The sequence below is a fragment of the Dactylosporangium sp. CA-139114 genome (genome assembly GCF_050955725.1).
Taxonomy (GTDB): domain Bacteria; phylum Actinomycetota; class Actinomycetes; order Mycobacteriales; family Micromonosporaceae; genus Dactylosporangium.
Map to the genome: position 1 here is coordinate 6,456,202 of NZ_CP192080.1, position 17,457 is coordinate 6,473,658.

Consider the following 17,457-nt stretch of genomic DNA (forward strand, 5'->3'; position numbering starts at 1 on the left):
GGGATCCATTACTCACCAGATCACCCAGAAGCACGGCGATAGCGAACGGGGATCACGTGGCTCAGTGGAAGCCGTTGCCCGGCGGTCTCGACCCGCAGGTGCGGCAGCTAGTCGTCCGTCTACGCGAACTCAAGGATCAGACGGGGATCAGCACGGCGACGCTCGCCCGGAAGACGCCCTACAGCAGGTCCTCCTGGGAGCGGTATCTCAACGCGACGGTGCTGCCGCCGCGTCAGGCGGTTGAAGCGTTGGGCACGCTGTCCGGAGCTGACCAGGCGCGGCTGCTGGCACTGTGGGAACTCGCCGAACACGCCCAGGAAGCACGCGCTCCGGCCTCCGGCGCTGCGCCGACAGCCTCCAGCGTCCCCGCGGCGGCCCCTCGATGGCGGCGTCCGTGGATGATCGCGGCGGCGGGGATCACGGTTGTGGCCGCCGCCGGCCTCACGGTGTGGCTGAGCAGCACAAGCCGGTCGACCCCGTCGCCTCAGCCCTCGCCTGTCGCGCAGCCGACGAGCTACACCTGCGACTACGCCACACGCGACGGCCGCCTCTATGCCGGCCAGAGCACCACTTCGGATCGCCTCGTCGCCCTCAACGGCGGAAGCCAGGACGTGGTCGAGGTGCAATGCCTGCTCAAACACCACGGCCTCGACCCGGGACGGATCGACGGCCTGTTCGGCAAAGGCACCGAACAGGCCGTCATACAGCTGCAACGCGCGAACGGGCTGGTGGCCGACGGGATCGTGGGACCGCAGACATGGGCCGTGCTGCGCACGTGACCGGCCGGTGGCGGCCGCTGCCCGCCTCGCTCGAACCGGAGGTCGCCTACCTGGTCCAGCTGCTGCGGCAGCTCAAAGACCGCTCCGGCCTGAGTCTGGCGGCGCTGGCGGCAAAGACGACGTACAGCAAGTCATCGTGGGAGCGGTACCTCAACGCAACGACGCCGCCGCCCCGGCCCGCGGTCGAGGCACTAGCGCGACTGACGGGAGAGCCCGTCGACCGGGTGACCGCGCTGTGGGAACGGGCCGAAGTGCGCTGGAGTGGACGCGCCGAGCAGGCCCCACCTGCCACGACCACGTCCCAGCCGACGGCCGGTGCCGCCGGCCGAGCCGCCGGTTCGGCCCGGTCCCGTCTCCGCGCTCGGCGCCGGCTGCTCGCCGCTGTCGCCGTGTGTGTGCTGACCGGGACGATGGTCGCGCTGGCTGTCCGTCTGGGCGACACCGGCCCGTCCGGCACCCCGGCAGCATCCGCGCAACAGCCGATCGTGATCGTTGGCTGCCACGGCGCCGCGTGCGCCGGCCAGGACGCCTACGACATGGCCTGCGACGTCGACGCCGCGTCATTCGCGGACCTGCAGGTCGGACCCGCCTACGTGGAGCTGCGGATCAGCGATCGGTGCGCTGCGGCGTGGGCGCGGATCTCGCATTCCGCTGTCGGGGACCAGATCCAGGTGGTTGACCAGGACGGCCAGGCCGAGGTGCTCACCGTTCCCGACACCGCCTCCACCGACCGTTACCTGCCCACCCGCATGATCCCCGCCGATGGGCACTCCCACGTGCGGGCTTGCATCCAGCCCGCTGACGGAGAACGCCGCTGCTCTGCGTGGGGTACCGATCATCGTGTTCCCGTAGCTCCACGAACCCACACAGCCAGCTCCCTACAGCAAGCTGACCGTGCTCAGATCCGTCAGTCGCGGCGGGGGGCGACCGGGGCGCTCAGGCCCGCCGTGAACAGCCGCTGGTCGACCTCGTTCAGCGCCAGCCGCAGCGCCCCCAGCGCCACACTGTCCGCGCCCAGGGTCGAGGCCCGCACCTCCGGCATGCGCAGGCACAGCTTGGCCAGCTCGCGCCGCAGCGGCTCCAGCACCAGGTCGGCCGAGCGCGAGAAGCCGCCGCCGAAGACGACGACCTGCGGGTCCAGGGCGAGCACGAGGGCAGCCGTGCCCACCGCCAGGTCCTTCACGTAGCGGTTGACCGCCGTGCGGGCGTCGCGGTTGCCGTCCCGGGCCGCGTTGAAGACCCAGGCCGCGGCGTCGTCCGGGCCGACGGACGACGGGACGCCGGGGCAGCGCTGCAGGTGCTCGGGGGCGGTCAGCCAGCGCACCGCGCGCAGGGCGCCGATCTCGCCCGCGGCGCCGCCGAAGCCGCGGCGCAGGACGCCGTCGATGATGAGGCCGGCGCCGTTGCGCATGCCCGCCAGGAGGTAGACGATGTCGTTGGCGTCGCTCGCCACGCCCCGCCAGCGTTCGGCCAGCGCGGCCAGCTTGCAGTCGTTCTCGACCACGATCGGGCAGGTGAAGCCGTCCTTGAGGTGGGCGGCGAGGTCGACCGTCTGCCAGCCCGGCAGCGGCGTGAACAGGGTGGTCTTGCCGGACGCGTCGACCGGGCCGGTGACGCCGACGGCCACGGCCCAGATGTCGCCGGCGGACTTCCCGCCCTCGTGCAGCACGTCGGCGAGCACGTGGTCGAGGGCGGCCAGGCGCTCGGCCGGCCCGGCGTCGGCCGCGACCGCGCGGCGGGTGGTGTGCACCACGTTGCCGTCGAGGTCGGCGAGCAGGGCGAGGACCTTGTGGCCGCCGATGTCGACGCCGATGACGTGGCCGGCGGTGGCGCGGAAGCGGTATCGGCGGGCCGGGCGGCCCACGACGCTGCTGCCGCCCGGCTCGACGACGGTGGCCCAGCCGCCGGTGACGAGCCCCTGCGCGATCACGTCGACCGCGGGGCGCGACAGGCCGGTCAGCTTGGCGAGCTCGGTGACGGTGGCCGGGGGCTGGTCCCGCAGCGCCCGGACCACCGTCAGCGAGTTGAGCTCACGCAGCCGCGACAGGTCGGTACCGGTGATGACCTGATCTGGCACGGTCTGCCCTCCGCTCGCCAATATTGCTATGAACTTTACAAAGTACTATTGGAAGCTGACGCTGTCGACGGTGACCGTGCCGCTGCCGCCGTACCAGAACCCGAGCGCGAGCTGAGACGGGCTCGCCCGGTTGATGCCGTTGGCGGCCATCGGCACCTTGATGTCCTGATACGCCGTGGTGATCGCCGGGTGCCCGCCGCCGTCGAGGACGAAGTCGCCGAAGACCTTGGTCGCACCGCCCAGCGCCAGGCTGAAGTGCGCCTGCTCGCCACCGGTCGCGCCCTTGATCCGCACGACGAGGTAGGTGTAGCCGGACACGTCCTGGCCGACGTCGGAGCCGAACCAGCCGCAGGTGTTGTACTGCAGCGCGAGCGCCCCACCGGAGACGACGCCGTTGCCGCCCCCGTTGAGGAAGCAGTTGCCGCCGGTCCACCGCCCGAGGTCGTTCTTGGCCGCGGCGGGGTAGGCCGGCGTGCCGTCGAAGTCGTCGAGCACCAGCCCCACGGGGGGCGGGTCGGTGGGGCCGCTCACGGTGACGTTCACGGTGTTGCTCGACGGCGAGTCGTATCCGGCCGCGTCCCGGGCGGCCACGGTGTAGCTGTGCGTCCCGGCCGGCACGTTGGTGTCCGTGTACGTCGTGCCGGTCGGCGACGCCAGCAAGGTACCGTCGCGATAGAGCCGGTAGCCGGTGACGCCGACGTTGTCCGTCGCGCCCGCCCAGGACAGCGGCACCGACTGACCGCTCACGGCGCCGGCGGACAGGGTGGGTGCGGTGGGCGGCGTGCAGTCGCCCGTGCACGCGCCGACACGCACCGCGGACGCGAGCACGTTGTAGCCCTTGGCCGCGTCCCACGTGCCGGTGTTGGCCAGCCGCACGGAGTAGGCGGGGTTCGCGCGCAGCCCGGTGGCCTGGTCGGGCAGCCACAGGGCCAGCTTGTACGTCCCGGAGACCATCGCCGGCAGGGTCACGGTCTGGGTGGCAACGGTCACGGCCCCGGACTTCCAGGTGCGCGGGTCGAGGCCGGTGAGCTGCACGTTGTACCGGTTGGTGCCGTTGTCGAACACGAGGTACACCGGACGCGGTTTGATGATGCCGGCGTATCCGTCGTTGACCAGGTGCGCCGAGAACGTGAAGCCGGAGCCGGGCGCGGCCGGGTTGGTGAAGGTCGCGTCGGCCAGCCGCAGCCGGTAGCCCAGCTTGCGCTTGATCCGGGTGAACAGGGTCTCGGCCGGGTCGACCCCGGACGCGGCCATGTTCGCGCTCTTCCACAGGTCGGTGTTGACGGCCGCGTAGTCCTCGTTGATCTCGGTCCAGTGCTGGTGGCTCAGCTCGTACTGCGCGTTCACGCCGGCCGCGTCGTTGCCGCCGCTGGCGTTGCAGGTCTCCCCGCCGACGATCTTGTTGCCGCCGGTGGAGGTGGCGTAGTCGTACACCCACTGCTTCTTCACCGACACGTCGAACCAGCCCAGCCACGAGTTCTGGTCGTACGTGCCCATGTCGGCCGAGTCGGCGAGGAAGCAGTCGTCGTGGAAGCCGAGCCGGTCGAGGTCCTGCGTCGTCATGGTCGTGCCGTGGGCGAACTCGTAGTTGAAGATCGGGTACCGGATGGCGATCGGCATCGAGGCCGGGGTGCTGCTGAGGAGCTTTTTCACCAGTGCGGCGCGGACCGGCGCCTGGTTCTGCTCCGATGCGGCGGTATAAGGGCTCTCGTGCCACTCGCCCCACGCGCCGAAGAAGCCGGCCTCGAGGTGCATGACGACGTCGGCGTTCGCGGCCAGGACCGGGGCGAGCTGGTCGATGTGCCGCTCCATCTGCGGCTCGGTGACCGCGGAGTAGCCGTCCCACACGTAGGCGACCCGCAGGACGATCTTCAGCCCCTGCGCCCGGATCGCGGCCAGGCCGGTCCCCAGGTTGTCCAGCAGCGGCTGCGGCAGGTCGGTCGTCTGGTACTTGTCGAGGTGGACGTAGGAGTGGATGAGCGTGTCGCCGTCGGCCTTGGCCCGCGCGAACGTGCGGTCGAGCATGTCGGGGTTGAAGCCGGGGATGGTGTTGCTCGCGTAGTCGTTGACGGACGGGTCGTTGACGATCTCGTAGCGGTTGTGGAAGCCGCGCTCGGGGTTGGTGAACACCGTGCCGAAGTCGCCGGTGTACGTGGCGGTCGTGGTGGCGGCCTCGGCCGTGGTGGCCGGGCCGAGCAGGGAGAGGGCCAGGACGGCCGCCGCCACGGCGGCCGTCCGGACCCGAAGGGTGCGTGACATCAGTTGCTGAAGGAGAAGCTGTCGATGGAGATGGAGCTGTTGCCGCCGAACCAGAAGCCCATGGCGAGCTGCGCGGGGCTGGTGCGGCTGATCCCGTTGGCGACCATCGGGATCTTGATGTCCTGGTAGGCGGTGGTGATGACCGGGTGGCCGCCGCCGTCCAGCGTGTAGTCCCCGAAGACCTTGGTGGTCCCGCCGAGGCCCAGGTTGAAGTGGGTCTGCTCGCCGCCGCTGTTGCCCTTGATCCGCACGACGAGGTAGGTGTACTGCGAGACGTCCTGGTTGACGTCGGAGCCGAACCAGCCGCAGTTGTTGTACTGCAGCGTCAGCACCCCGCCGGAGACGACGCCGTTGCCGCCCCCGTTGAGGAAGCAGTTGCCGCCGGTCCACTTGCCGAGGTCGTTCTGCGCGGCGGACGGGTAGGCCGGGGTGCCGTTGTAGTCGTCCAGCACCAGGCCGCTCGGCGTGCTCGACGGCGACGTCGTGACGGTGATCGGCGAGGAGTCCGCCGACGTGTTGCCCGCGGCGTCGTAGGCCCGCACCGTGTAGGTGTAGGCCGTGGACGCGTTCAGGCCCGAGTCGGTGTAGGACGTCGTCGCCGACGTGCCGACCTGAGCGCCGCCCCGCAGCACCTTGTACCCGGTCACGCCCACGTTGTCGGTCGAGGCGTTCCAGCTCAGCGACACGCTGCTCGACGTCTTCGCGGGCGAGGTGAGCCCGGTCGGGGTCGAGGGCGGCACGGTGTCGCCCCCGGTGGAGCCGCCGACGCCGATCGAGCCCAGCCCGAGCCACCCGTCGGCGTTCTGGGTGGCGTTGGCGAACCGGAGCTTCTTCGCGGCCGGGCTCAGCGCCTCGAGCGGGTTCTTGACCCGCATGACGAGCTGGTAGGAGCCGTTGGCGACGCCGGCGAGGCTGACGTTGGACTGGAAGTACTGCGGGTAGCCGAAGTCCCGGTAGGCCGGGTCGGCACCCACGTTCCAGTCGGGGAACGCGCGAATCTTCAGGGGCTGGACCGTGCGCAGGTCCCAGGGGGTGTCCCAGGTCTTCACGACCGCGCCGGAGGCGTCCTTGAGGCCGAGCGAGACCGTCCACGGGTAGTAGAACGGGGCCACGCCGTTGTTGGTGAGCGTGACGCCGACGGTGGCGCTGCCGCTGACGCTGTTGGCGTAGTAGGCGTGGGTCGCGGACAGGTCGTAGCCCATGAGCCGCACGGCCGCGGCCACGTTCGGGTCCGTGGACGAGTAGCTCTGGCTGGTCTGGTTGATCTTCCAGGTGGTGTGCTCGAGCTCGATGCAGGCCTTCATGTTGTCGACCTGGCCGGAGCCGCCGGGCCACGACGTGAACGCGGAGCTCTGGATCTCCGGGCGCACCTCACCGCCCATCGAGTCGGTGACCCACTTGTTCTCCACGCCCATGTTCAGCGCGCGCTGCAGCTGGGAGTAGTCGGCGCCGCCGAGCGACTGGGGCAGGGTGACGCCCTTGAGCGGGGAGCCCTCCTTGTAGCAGAACGAGTCGTCGTGGTAGCCGATGTCGCGGGCGTTGGCGGCGCCGCCGGCCGAGTCCGGGTAGCGGATCTCGAGCTTGGTGGTGTTGAACGCATTGTCGAACGCGGCGACGATCTGGGCCGCGTGCGCGTCGGTCGGCATCAGGTTCGGGTAGCCGTCGGCGGTGTCGGTGTCGAAGGGCCACGTGTGCCACTCGCCCCAGAGGCCGACGAGGCCGAGGTTGATGAAGCCGATGCGCGGGTCGCCGTCGTAGCGGGCGCCGAACGCGTTGATGAAGTTGGTGACGGCGGTGAGCAGGTAGGCGCTGTCGTAGTCGGGGCTGACGGTGCCCCAGAACGTGTTGTTGCGGTAGGTCACGTGCCCGTCGAAGCAGTGCGGGATCGCGTTGCCGGGGTGGCTGCCGGTGCCGCCCGGGTACTCCATGTAGAAGCGGATGGCGGCCTGGTTGCCGTACGAGGCGATCTCGTTCAGCGCGTTGTCCACAATGGACCAGTTGTACGTCGAGCAGTCGGTCGCGCTGGTCATGACCTCGGACAGGCCGAAGTAGCTCCACGCCAGGGACCGCGGGTAGCCCGAGTTCTGGTTGTCGCCGGGGAAGTAGAAGCGGGCGAAGCCCTTGAGCGGGTTGTCCAGGGGGCTCGGGGCGGCGGTGAGCGGGTGGTCGGTCAGGCCGGGGCTCGGCGCGGCCGGCGGGGCCGGGCGCGCGGGGACACCGGCGGGCACCGCGGTGAACGCGGCGGCGTTGTGCGGCGCGAACACGAGCACGGCACTGGCGGCGACCGTGCAGAGTGCGACGGCGCGGGCGAGGCGCCGCCGCAGGGGTGTGCGCATGGATGGACCTCCGGAATCAGGGGTGCGGAGTCTCCTCGTTCGCCATATCGATACGAGGAGGTGTTGACAAACTTTCCATGAGCTTCATCATTATTAGCGGCCACACACCCCCCGCCGCAAGACGCCCAATCTAGAAGATCTTCGATCGATTGGAGGTCGGATCGTGACGATGAGCAACACCGCCACGGTGCCCGCCGCCACGGTTCCCGCCGCCGAGGAGAGCCCCGGGCCCCGCCGGGCCCGCGACGACCGCTGGGTCGCCTGGCTCTTCCTCGCGCCGGTGCTGCTCGGCTTCGCGGTGTTCTACCTGTACCCGACCATCCGCGGCGTCTGGTACTCCGTCACCGACTACAGCCTGCTCAACACCCCGGACTTCGTCGGCGCCGACAACTACGGCGAGCTCGTCTCCGACGGGCAGTTCTGGAACTCGCTGAGGGTCACCGCCTACTACGTCGTGCTCAACATCGGCTCACAGACCGTGCTCGCGCTCGGCCTGGCCGCGCTCCTGCACCGGCTCACCGGCTCGGTCGTCGTGCGCGCCACGATGCTGCTGCCGTGGCTGGTGCCGAACGTGACCGTCGGCCTGCTGTGGATGTGGCTGCTCGACTCGAACCTCGGCTTCGTCAACCACCTGCTCGGGATGCTCGGCGTGGACAACCGCGCCTACCTGAACTCGCCGGAGTGGGCCATGCCGTCCGTCGCGCTCATCAACACGTGGGCGTACACCGGGTACACCGCCCTGCTGCTCTACGCCGGGATGCTGCAGATCCCGCCGCACCTCTACGAGAGCGCGGCCCTGGACGGCGCCGGCGAGCTGCGGATGTTCCGGCGGATCACGCTGCCCCTGCTGCGCCCGATCCTCGCCCTGGTGCTCGTGGTCTCGCTGATCGGGTCGTTCCAGATCTTCGACACCGTCGCGGTCACCACGAAGGGCGGCCCGGTCGGCGCGACCCGGGTCATCTACTTCTACATCTACCAGCAGGCCTTCACGTACTTCCACATGGGCTACGCCGCCGCGGCCGCGATGGTGCTCGTGGTGATCCTCGGCGTGCTGACCGCGGTGCAGATGCGGCTGCTGCGCGCATCCCGCTCGGACCTGACCTGAGAGGCCTGCCATGACCCGCCGCTTCTCGCCCGGCAAGGTGCTGGCCTGGCTCGTCCTGGCCGCGTTCCTCGTGCTCACGATCGCGCCGTTCTACTGGATGATCCGCACGGCGATCACCCCCGCCGCCGACATCTACACCGACAGCACCGCCATCGTGCCGTCCCACCCGACGATGATCAATTTCTGGCGGGTGCTCGGCCTCGTCGACCCGCGGACCGCGCGTGAGGCCGGGGGATCGGGGGCGCAGATCAACTTCCTGCGGTACACCCTGAACTCCGTCATCTACTGCGCGCTCATCGCGGGCGTGCAGACGTTCTGCTGCGCCATGGCCGGATACGCCTTCGCCCGCCTGCGCTTCCCCGGCCGCGACCTGGTCTTCGGCATCATCGTCGCGGCGCTGATGGTCCCGCCCATCTTCACGCTGCTGCCCAACTTCACGCTCGTGAAGAGCCTCGGCGCCATGGACACGTTCCTCGGCATGGTCGCCCCCAACCTGCTCATGACCCCGTTCGCGGTGTTCTTCCTCCGCCAGTTCTTCCTGTCCGTCCCGCGCGAGGTGGAGGAGGCGGCGATCATCGACGGGGCCGGCAGATGGGGCGTCTTCTGGCGGGTCATCGTGCCCATGAGCCGCGGGCCGCTCATCACCATCGCCCTCACGACGTCGGTGTGGGCGTGGAAGGACTTCCTGTGGCCGCTGCTCGTCGGCCGCGGGGAGCAGACCCGGGTGCTCACCGTGGCCCTCGGGGTGTTCCTCCAGCAATCCCCCAACACCCAGCCGGACTGGACGGGGCTCATGGCCGCCTCCACGCTGTCCGTCCTGCCGGTCCTCGCCCTGCTCATCTTCCTGGGCAAGCGGCTGGTGCAGTCCCTCAACTTCACCGGCATCAAGTAACCGAAGGGAATCCCCCAATGCGCAGACGCTCCCGCACGGCGGCGCTCGTCACCGCCGCGGCGCTCGCCTTACCGCTGCTGCACGCGTGCTCGAACTCCTCGGGCGACGACAACGGCGGCAAGGTCACTCGAGTACTGGCTGTGGGACGACAAGCAGCAGCCCGCCTACCAGGCGTGCGCCGACGAGTTCACCAAGGCCAACCCGAACGTCACCGTCAAGATCTCGCAGACCGCGTGGGCGCAGTACTGGCAGAACCTGACCACCCAGCTCGCCGGCGGCGGCGCGCCCGACGTGTGGACCGACCACGCGTCGTACTACCCGCAGTTCGTGTCCAGCAACCAGATCCTCGACATCCAGCCGTTCGTCGACAAGGACAAGGTCGACCTCAGCCAGTACCAGGCCGGCCTGGCTGATCTGTTCGTCAAGGACGGCAAGCGCTACGGGCTGCCGAAGGACTGGGACACCATGGCCCTGGTCTACAACACCAAGTTCGTCCCCGACGCGACCGGCCTGGACAAGCTCACCTGGAACCCGTCCGACGGCGGCACCTTCGAGCAGGCGATCGCCAAGGCGACCGTCGACGCCAACGGCAAGAACGGGCTGGACCCGGCCTTCGACAAGACCAAGGTGAAGGTGTACGGCTTCCTGCCCGAGTGGGCCGACGGCTCCCAGGGCCAGAACGGCTGGGGCGACCTCGCGGTCTCCAACGGGTTCACGTATCTCGACAAGAACCCGTGGGGCACCAAGTACAAGTACGACGACCCCAAGCTCGCCGAGACCATCGCCTGGTTCAAGCACCTCATCGACGCCGGCTACGCGCCGAAGTTCGACAAGCAGTCCACCCTCGGCCGCGACGCCGTGATGGACGCCGGGCAGGCCGCCTTCACCATCGTCGGCTCCTGGACGATGAGCTCCTACCTCGGCACCGGGGCGAAGCAGCAGTACGCGTTCGCGCCGCTGCCCACCGGCCCGGCCGGGCGCAAGACCGCCATCAACGGCCGCTCCGACGCCATCTACGCCGGCACCAAGCACCCCGAGCAGGCGTGGGCGTGGGTGAAGTTCCTGGGCTCGGCCGCCTGCCAGGACATCGTGGGTGACAAGGCCGTCGTCTTCCCGGCGCTGAAGTCCGGCGCCGACAAGGCCCTCGCCGCCCACAAGGCCGCGGGCCGCGACGTGCACGTGTTCACCGACGAGGCCGCGGCCCCCGGCGGCACCTTCTTCCTGCCGATCACCGACCACGGCAACGAGATCAGCCAGATCGTGCAGGACTCGCTGCAGGGCGTGGTCCTGGGCTCCGCCCGGCCGGCCGACGCCCTGAAGAAGGCCAACGACCAGGTCAACGCGCTCTTCAAGTAGTTCGTGACGCACTTTCGTGAAGGAGAACCATGGCACAGGTCGTCGAGCTCGGCGGTCGTCACTTCGCCCTGCAGCACACCGGCGACGGGACGCCGCGGCCCGTACCAGGCGGCATCCTGCTGCCGCCCGGCCGGATCGCGATCCTGCACGGGCTCGGCGACGCCTCCTTCTACCGGCACGGCCACAACTCGTGGAGCCCGTGCGGCTGGCGGCGGCTCAGCGAGCCGCCGCTGCGCATCCCCAACCCGGCCCGGCTGGTCACCGCGGACGATCCCGCGTTCGACGACCCCGGCCGCCACCACGGCTCCGCGGTCGCCGCGCTGCAGGGCGCGGACGGCCGGACCCTGTTGCTGGGCGCGCTGGGGCTGGACACCCCGCGGCTCACCGCCGACCACGACACGCTCACCGGCTGGTACGCGGGCGGCGGCGCCGAGTGGTTCCTCGCCTACGGGCCCGAGGACGAGGTCTTCCGCGCCTACACCGACCAGCTCGCGGAGCGCTTCGGCACGAGCCGGCGCCGGGCGGGCAACGTGTGGTGCAGCTGGTACGCGTACTACGAGAACGTCACCGAGGCCCAGCTGACCAAGGACATCGCCGACCTCACGGGCCTGCCGTTCGACGTGGTGCAGATCGACGACGGCTGGCAGGAGCGGGTCGGCGACTGGACGCCCAACGCCAAGTTCCCCAGCGGCATGCGCAGCCTCGTCAAGCAGATCACCGAGGCCGGCTGCACCGCCGGGCTGTGGCTGGCCCCGTTCATCGCCCTGCCGACGTCCCGCCTGGCCGCCGAGCGGCCCGAGCTGCTGCTGCGCGACGCGTCCGGCCGGCCGGTCGTCGCCGGCTACAACTGGGGCGGCCCTTACCACGCGCTCGACCTCGCCCGCGCCGACGCCCGCGAGCACGTCGCCGGGATCATCCGCACCGTCGTGCACGACTGGGGCTTCAGGTACCTCAAGCTCGACTTCATCAACGCGGCCGCGGCCTATCTGCCGGGCCGGGACCGCGAGCGCATCTACCGCGAGGCCCTGCACGTGATCCGCGAGGCCGCGGGCGAGGACGTCTACCTGCTCGGCTCCGGCGCGATCCTGCTGCCGTCGCTGGGCCTGCTCGACGGCCTGCGCAGCGGCCCGGACGTGGCCCCGATGTGGGACAACTACGCCTCCGTCGACCCCTCCGACGCCACCGCCCGCAACGCCGTCGTGAACAGCGTGCATCGGCTGTGGCAGTCCCCGCTCGTCGAGGTCGACCCGGACGTCGTCTACTTCCGCAGCAAGCTCAACCTGCTCACGCCGCAGCAGCTGCAGTGGCTGCGGGACCTGGCCGACGTGTGCGGCTTCCGGGCCGTGTCGGACCCGCCGGCGTGGCTGACCCCGGCCGAGCTGGAGGAGCTGCGCGGCTACCTCGAGGCCTCCCCCGAGATCCGGCGGCTGAGCCGGTACCGGTTCACGCTGGACGGCCGCGAGGTCGACTTCGCGCCCGCGGTCGCCACCGACGGCCAGCTGTACCCGATCTCATGAACACCGCCCAGATGCTGCCGTCCCTGCGCCGCCAGCGGATCCTGGATCTGCTGGCGCGGCGGGAGTACGTCACCGTCGAGGAGATCCGCGACGCGACGGGCGCCTCCACGGCCACGATCCACCGGGACCTGACCCGGCTGGCCGTGAACGGCGCCCTGGTCCGGATTCGCGGCGGCGCGACGAGGCCCCCGGCGCCGCGCGGCGAGGAGCGCCTCCTCGCCGCGTGCCTGACCCGGGTCCGGCTGGCCCTGGACCGCAAGGACCTGACCACGGTGGAGACCGCACTGCAGCAGGCCCTGGACGCCTGCACCCGCCTGCGCCGCGCCTCCTGACCCGGCCGGCACTGACTCAGTCGTCGAACGCGAAGCCGCGCTCGGCGGCCCGGGCCACGACGGCGCGCATACGGTCGGCGTCGTTCGCCACGGCGGCCAGGAGCGCACCGAGCTGCTCCAGGGCGGGACGGTCCGTGCCGTAGGCGACGAACATGCCGCCCTCCGGGTCGTACTTGAGCCGCCCCTCCAGCTCCGGCGCCTCGGTCGCGACGAGCAGCTGCGCGACGCCCTCCCAGAAGTAGCCGTTGGCCTCGTGCCCCAGCTCCTCCACGAGCCCGTCGACGGCGGTCGTCCCGGCGTTGAGCAGCAGCGAGTAGTTGCCCGGGCGGGTCTCGACGATCTTCAGCGGCGTCACGCGCCCAGCATACGGGGCCGACACCCGTCACGTGACGTATGCCCGTCGCGCCGGACGGTCCGTAGCGTTCGGCTTGGGCCGGACCGGACCGGCGCCGTCGCGACGGGGAGGTGCCGATGCTCGGCCGTGACGCGGAGCTGGCCGTCATGCGCACGGTCCTCGCCCAGGTGCACGAGCACGGCGCGGCCGTCGCCGTGCACGGCGAGGCCGGCATCGGCAAGACGACGCTGGTCGACGAGGTGCGCCGGATGGCCACCGCCGCCGGTTTCCGGGTGCTCACCTGCGTCGGCGTGCAGAGCGAGACCCGGGTGGGCCTGGCCGGGCTGCACCAGCTGCTGCACGTCGTGGTGGACCGCGTCGACGCGCTGCCGCAGCGGCAGCGGGCGGCGCTGCGCAGCGCGTTCGGCATCGGGCCGGACACCGCGCCGGACCGGCTGCTGATCTCCGTCGCGGTGCTGGGCCTGCTCGAGGAGGTGGCGCAGACCAGGCCGCTGCTGCTGGTCATCGAGGACGTGCACTGGATGGACCAGCCGACGGTCAACATGATCGGGTTCGTCGCGCGGCGGCTGGCCGAGACCCGGATCGTCCTGCTGACCACGTGCCGGACCGGCGAGCGGGACCCGCTCGCCCCCTTCGGCATGCGGCAGATCCGGCTGGACCGCCTGCCCGACGCCGTCGCGGCCGAGCTGGTGACGGGGCTCAACCCGGCGATGAGCCGCGAGGCCCGGGCCCGGGTGCTGGCCGAGGCCGAGGGCAACCCGCTCGCCCTGGTCGAGCTGACCCGCGGCATCGAGGACCGCGGCCTGCACGACGCGACGATCCTGCCCGACCGGCTGCCGCTGGGCGTCCGGCTCGAGCACATGTTCGCCGGGCAGGTCGACGCCCTGCCCGAGCCGACCCGCGACCTGCTCTTGCTGGCCGCCGTCAACACCGAGTCGTCGCTGACCGAGCTGACGATGGCCGGCGCGCGGCTCGGCCTGGGCCTGGAGCAGCTCGTCCCGGCCGAGGACGCCGGGCTCGTCCGCTCGGTCGGCCACCGGCTGGAGTTCCGCCACCCGCTGGTCCGCTCGGCCGTCTACGGCGCGGCGCCGTTCGCCCGGCGGGTGGCCATGCACCGGGCCCTCGCCGAGGCCCTTGCCGACGACCCGGTCCGGGCCGCCTGGCACCGGGCCGCCGCCACCGTCGGCCGCGACGAGCCGGTCGCCGCCGAGCTCGAGGCCGCCGCCGAGCGGGACCGGGCCCGCGGCGCGGTCGGCGACGCGATGCGATCCCTGGAGCGGGCCGCCGCCCTGTCCCCCGACCCGGACCAGCGCGGCCGCCGGCTGGGCCTGGCCGCCGAGGCCGCCCGCCAGGCCGGGCTCACCACCGCCGTGGACCGGCTGATCGCCGAGGCGGCCCGGGCCAGCGCCGACCCGGTGCTGCACGCCAACCTCGTGCTCACCCACGTCATCATGGCGACCAACGCCAACCTGCCGATGCGCGGGCTGGTCGAGACGGTCGCCGTCGGCCGCGCCGCCGTGCCCCACGACCTCGACGTCGGCGCGTCGACGCTGGTGCAGGCCGCGTTCCGGTGCATGACCGACGGCGCCGCGCCGGCCGTCCGGACGCGGGTCGAGCACGAGGTCCGGGCGCTCGGCCTGCCCGCCGCCGACCTGCGGGTCGTCCTGGCCCTGGCCGTCCTGGACCCGGTGCGACACGCGGCCCTGGTCACCCCGGCGCTGCGGGCGATGGCCGCCCACCTGACCGCGCTGCCCCCGATCGTCGCGGCCGGGATCGGCGAGGCCGCGGAGTCGCTGCAGGTCTGGGACCTGGCCGAGCAGGGCTGGTCGACGGCCGCGGAGGCCTTCCGGCGTGACGGCGCGGTCGCGGACCACGCCATGACGCTGGGCCGGCTCTCGCGGGTGCGGCTGACGGCCGGCCGGCTCTCCGACGCGGTCTCCGACGCCGACCAGTCCGGCCGGCTGGCCGAGGAGCTCGACCTGCCGGCGATCGCCGCCCACTCGGCGGTCATCGCCGCGCGGGTGCACGCCTGGCGCGGCGAGCACACCCTGGTCGCGGCGCAGCTCGAGCGGTGCCGGAAGCTGGCACCGGCTCCGCCGGCCATGATCGTCGCCGTCCGGCACTGGGCCGCCGGGCTGTCCGCGCTGGCCGAGGGGCGCCATCAGGACGCACTGCGGGAGCTGGAGGCGGTGCCGGTGCACCCGGAGGCGGGTCTGCTGGTCATCGGCGACCTCGTCGAGGCCTCGGTCCGGGCCCGCGAGACGGGGCGGACGGCCGGCTGGATCGACGAGGCCGAGGCCGCCGCCCGGGCCCTCGACTCGTCGTTGCTGTGGATGCTCGTGCACCGCTCACGGGGGCTGCTCGCCGACCAGGCCGAGGAGCACTTCAAGCGGGCGCTGGCCGAGCCCGGGATCGCCGGGCACCCGCTGGAGGCGGCCCGGACCCGGCTCGCGTTCGGCGAGTGGCTGCGCCGCAAGCGCCGCATCGGCGAGGCCCGGGACGAGATCACCGCCGCGATGCGGGCGTTCGACGCCGCCGGCGCCGGGCCGTGGGCCGAACGGGCCCGCACCGAGCTGCGCGCCTCCGGGCTGGTCGTGCAGCGGCGCACCGAGAGCCGGCTGGCCCAGCTGACCAGCCAGGAGCTGCAGATCGCCCGGCTGGCCGCCCGGGGCCACACCAACAAGCAGGTCGCCGACCAGCTGTTCCTGTCCCACCGGACGGTCAGCTCGCACCTCTACCGCATCTTCCCGAAGCTCGGCATCACCGGCCGGGCCGAGCTGCGCGACGCCCTGGAGGCCATGCAGGCCGAGTGAGCCCTACAGCGACGGCGGCGGCCCGACCACCCGCAGGCCGAAGCGCTGCGCCGAGGCGATGATCCCGCCGATGTCGAACGCGGCCGGGGCGTCGTCGACGGCGGCGATCGGGGAGCCGTTCTCGGCGAACCACCGCTCGATGCCGGCCGGCCCGTAGCTCACCAGCATCCGCGACCGGGCCGAGCGCACCAGGTAGCTGTGCGGCACGCCGCGGGGGCCGAGGGCCATCGCGCCCGCCTCCAGGTCGAAGGAGCGGTCGCCGACGAAGAAGGTGACCTTGCCGTCGAGGACGAACCAGACCTCGTCCTCGCCGTCGTGCACGTGCAGCGGCGGGGCCTGGCCCAGCGGGTCGTCGAACTCGAGCTGGCTCAGATGCCCGTCGGTGCGCTCCCCCGGCACCTTCACGTGCACCCGGCCGCCCAGGAACCAGAACGACGGGCGCCCTTCGAGCGGCTGCAGGTGGTACGGATCGTCCACGGCGCGGTCCCCGATCTCCTCGTCGCCCCCCGGGTCGAAGGACGGGCACGGCCAGTCTGGGCGGCCCGCGCCGGCCGGGCATCAGTACGGCTACGGCGCACCCGGCCGAGACCCCGGCGCGGCGCCGCAGTCAGGTGACGGATGCGCCGCAGTCACCCCGTCGACCACGCTCGATGCACGTCATCCCGGATTCGTTGAGGAGCGTCATGGCTCGTCGTCCACTCGTGTTCCTGCTCGCCGTCCTGGGCCTGGTGCTCACGCTCGGCTCCGGCGCCGCCGCGAGCCCGCAGGACCCTCGGATACCGGCCGGGTTCACCGAGCAGCGGATCAGCGTGGGTGCCATCTCGCTCAACTACGTGCGCGGCGGCCACGGCCCGACGCTGGTGCTCGTGCACGGCTACCCGCAGACCTGGTACGAGTGGCACGCCATCATGCCCGAGTTCGCGAAGCACTACACGGTCATCGCGCCGGACCTGCGCGGTGCCGGTCGCAGCGACGCCCCGGCCGGCGGCTACGACAAGGTGACCATGGCGGGCGACCTGCACGGCCTGCTGGTGCGGCTGGGCCTCGACCACGGCATCCGGCTGGTGGGCCACGACATCGGCACCATGGTCGCGTACTCCTACGCCGCGACGTACCGCCACGACGTGACCCGGCTCGTGCTCAGCGAGGCGCCGATCCCCGACCTCGGCCTGTACGACTTCCCGTCCCTGACGGCCGACGGCCCCGCCGCCTGGAACTTCGGCTACTTCAGCCTCACCAACGGCCTGCCCGAGCGGATGGTGCGCGGGCGCGAGGAGCAGTGGGTGGACGGGTTCATCGACTCGCTGGAGGTGCGCAAGGGCGCCGTGAGCGCGGCCGACGTCCGCGAGTTCGCGTCCTACCTGCGCGACGACGCCCACCTGCGGGCCAGCTTCGCCTGGTTCCGGGCCTTCCCGCAGGACATCGACGACAACGCGCGGCTCGGCCGGACGAAGCTCACCATCCCCGTGCTGGCCATCGGGGCGAGCGGGAGCCTGGGCCACAAGGTCCCCGACCAGGTGCTCGACTACGCCACCGACGTCACGCCGCTCGTCGTCGCCGACTCCGGCCACTGGATCTACGAGGAGCATCCGGCGGAGCTCACGCGCGCGCTGCTGCGATTCCTAGACTGAGCCGC

13 protein-coding genes and 1 pseudogene are annotated in these 17,457 nt (G+C 71.7%); 9 read left to right on the plus strand and 5 right to left on the minus strand.

Annotation, left to right across the window (positions count from 1 at the left end):
- Positions 1–56: 56 nt before the first annotated feature.
- Both ACQP2P_RS28610 and ACQP2P_RS28615 read left to right on the plus strand, forming a co-directional pair.
- Entirely contained in the window at positions 57–779 is a 723-nt protein-coding gene (locus ACQP2P_RS28610) for a peptidoglycan-binding protein (protein WP_433605901.1), read from the plus strand.
- A pseudogene (locus ACQP2P_RS28615) lies at positions 758–1,507 on the plus strand (helix-turn-helix domain-containing protein); the annotation flags it as partial. The gene ACQP2P_RS28610 and the pseudogene ACQP2P_RS28615, both read left to right, overlap by 22 nt.
- 179 nt (positions 1,508–1,686) lie before the next feature.
- Here ACQP2P_RS28615 and ACQP2P_RS28620 read toward each other — a convergent pair.
- From ACQP2P_RS28620 to ACQP2P_RS28630, 3 genes are read right to left on the minus strand one after another with little or no spacing between them, the layout of a single operon-like run.
- The gene (locus ACQP2P_RS28620) at positions 1,687–2,856 is read right to left on the minus strand and encodes an ROK family protein (protein WP_433605903.1); all 1,170 of its coding nucleotides are present in this window, start codon (positions 2,854–2,856) and stop codon (positions 1,687–1,689) included.
- A gap of 45 nt (positions 2,857–2,901) precedes the next feature.
- On the minus strand, positions 2,902–5,115 hold the full coding sequence (locus ACQP2P_RS28625) for a DUF4832 domain-containing protein (RefSeq protein WP_433605905.1): 2,214 nt from the start codon (positions 5,113–5,115) through the stop codon (positions 2,902–2,904).
- Entirely contained in the window at positions 5,115–7,451 is a 2,337-nt protein-coding gene (locus ACQP2P_RS28630) for a fibronectin type III domain-containing protein (RefSeq protein WP_433605907.1), read from the minus strand. Before ACQP2P_RS28630 ends, ACQP2P_RS28625 begins: the two co-directional genes overlap by 1 nt.
- A 169-nt stretch (positions 7,452–7,620) precedes the next feature.
- On the opposite strand from ACQP2P_RS28630, the gene ACQP2P_RS28635 reads away from it, so the two are divergent.
- The 5 genes from ACQP2P_RS28635 to ACQP2P_RS28655 all read left to right on the plus strand — a co-directional run bounded on the left by ACQP2P_RS28635 (position 7,621) and on the right by ACQP2P_RS28655 (position 12,653).
- Positions 7,621–8,556: a carbohydrate ABC transporter permease gene (locus ACQP2P_RS28635; RefSeq protein WP_433619308.1), complete on the plus strand. Its 936-nt coding sequence runs from the start codon at positions 7,621–7,623 to the stop codon at positions 8,554–8,556.
- A 10-nt stretch (positions 8,557–8,566) separates the two neighbouring features.
- Entirely contained in the window at positions 8,567–9,448 is an 882-nt protein-coding gene (locus ACQP2P_RS28640; RefSeq protein WP_433605909.1) for a carbohydrate ABC transporter permease, read from the plus strand.
- 138 nt (positions 9,449–9,586) lie between these two features.
- On the plus strand, positions 9,587–10,804 hold the full coding sequence (locus tag ACQP2P_RS28645; protein WP_433619310.1) for an ABC transporter substrate-binding protein: 1,218 nt from the start codon (positions 9,587–9,589) through the stop codon (positions 10,802–10,804).
- Positions 10,805–10,833: 29 nt separating this feature from the next.
- Positions 10,834–12,321, plus strand: coding sequence for a glycoside hydrolase family 36 protein (locus ACQP2P_RS28650; RefSeq protein WP_433605911.1), 1,488 nt, complete (start codon positions 10,834–10,836; stop codon positions 12,319–12,321).
- Entirely contained in the window at positions 12,318–12,653 is a 336-nt protein-coding gene (locus tag ACQP2P_RS28655) for a DeoR family transcriptional regulator (RefSeq protein ID WP_433605913.1), read from the plus strand. The genes ACQP2P_RS28650 and ACQP2P_RS28655 overlap by 4 nt, the downstream gene beginning before the upstream one ends.
- A 16-nt stretch (positions 12,654–12,669) precedes the next feature.
- Here the strand turns inward: ACQP2P_RS28655 and ACQP2P_RS28660 are convergent, their stop codons facing one another.
- Positions 12,670–13,008: an Imm51 family immunity protein gene (locus tag ACQP2P_RS28660; RefSeq protein ID WP_433605915.1), complete on the minus strand. Its 339-nt coding sequence runs from the start codon at positions 13,006–13,008 to the stop codon at positions 12,670–12,672.
- Between the two features lie 116 nt (positions 13,009–13,124).
- On the opposite strand from ACQP2P_RS28660, the gene ACQP2P_RS28665 reads away from it, so the two are divergent.
- Positions 13,125–15,821, plus strand: coding sequence for an ATP-binding protein (locus ACQP2P_RS28665; RefSeq protein WP_433605917.1), 2,697 nt, complete (start codon positions 13,125–13,127; stop codon positions 15,819–15,821).
- 3 nt (positions 15,822–15,824) lie between these two features.
- Here the strand turns inward: ACQP2P_RS28665 and ACQP2P_RS28670 are convergent, their stop codons facing one another.
- On the minus strand, positions 15,825–16,298 hold the full coding sequence (locus tag ACQP2P_RS28670) for a cupin domain-containing protein (RefSeq protein ID WP_433605919.1): 474 nt from the start codon (positions 16,296–16,298) through the stop codon (positions 15,825–15,827).
- Positions 16,299–16,504: 206 nt separating this feature from the next.
- Here ACQP2P_RS28670 and ACQP2P_RS28675 point away from each other — a divergent pair, with 206 nt between their 5' ends.
- Entirely contained in the window at positions 16,505–17,452 is a 948-nt protein-coding gene (locus ACQP2P_RS28675) for an alpha/beta fold hydrolase (protein ID WP_433605921.1), read from the plus strand.
- Positions 17,453–17,457: the final 5 nt, after the last annotated feature.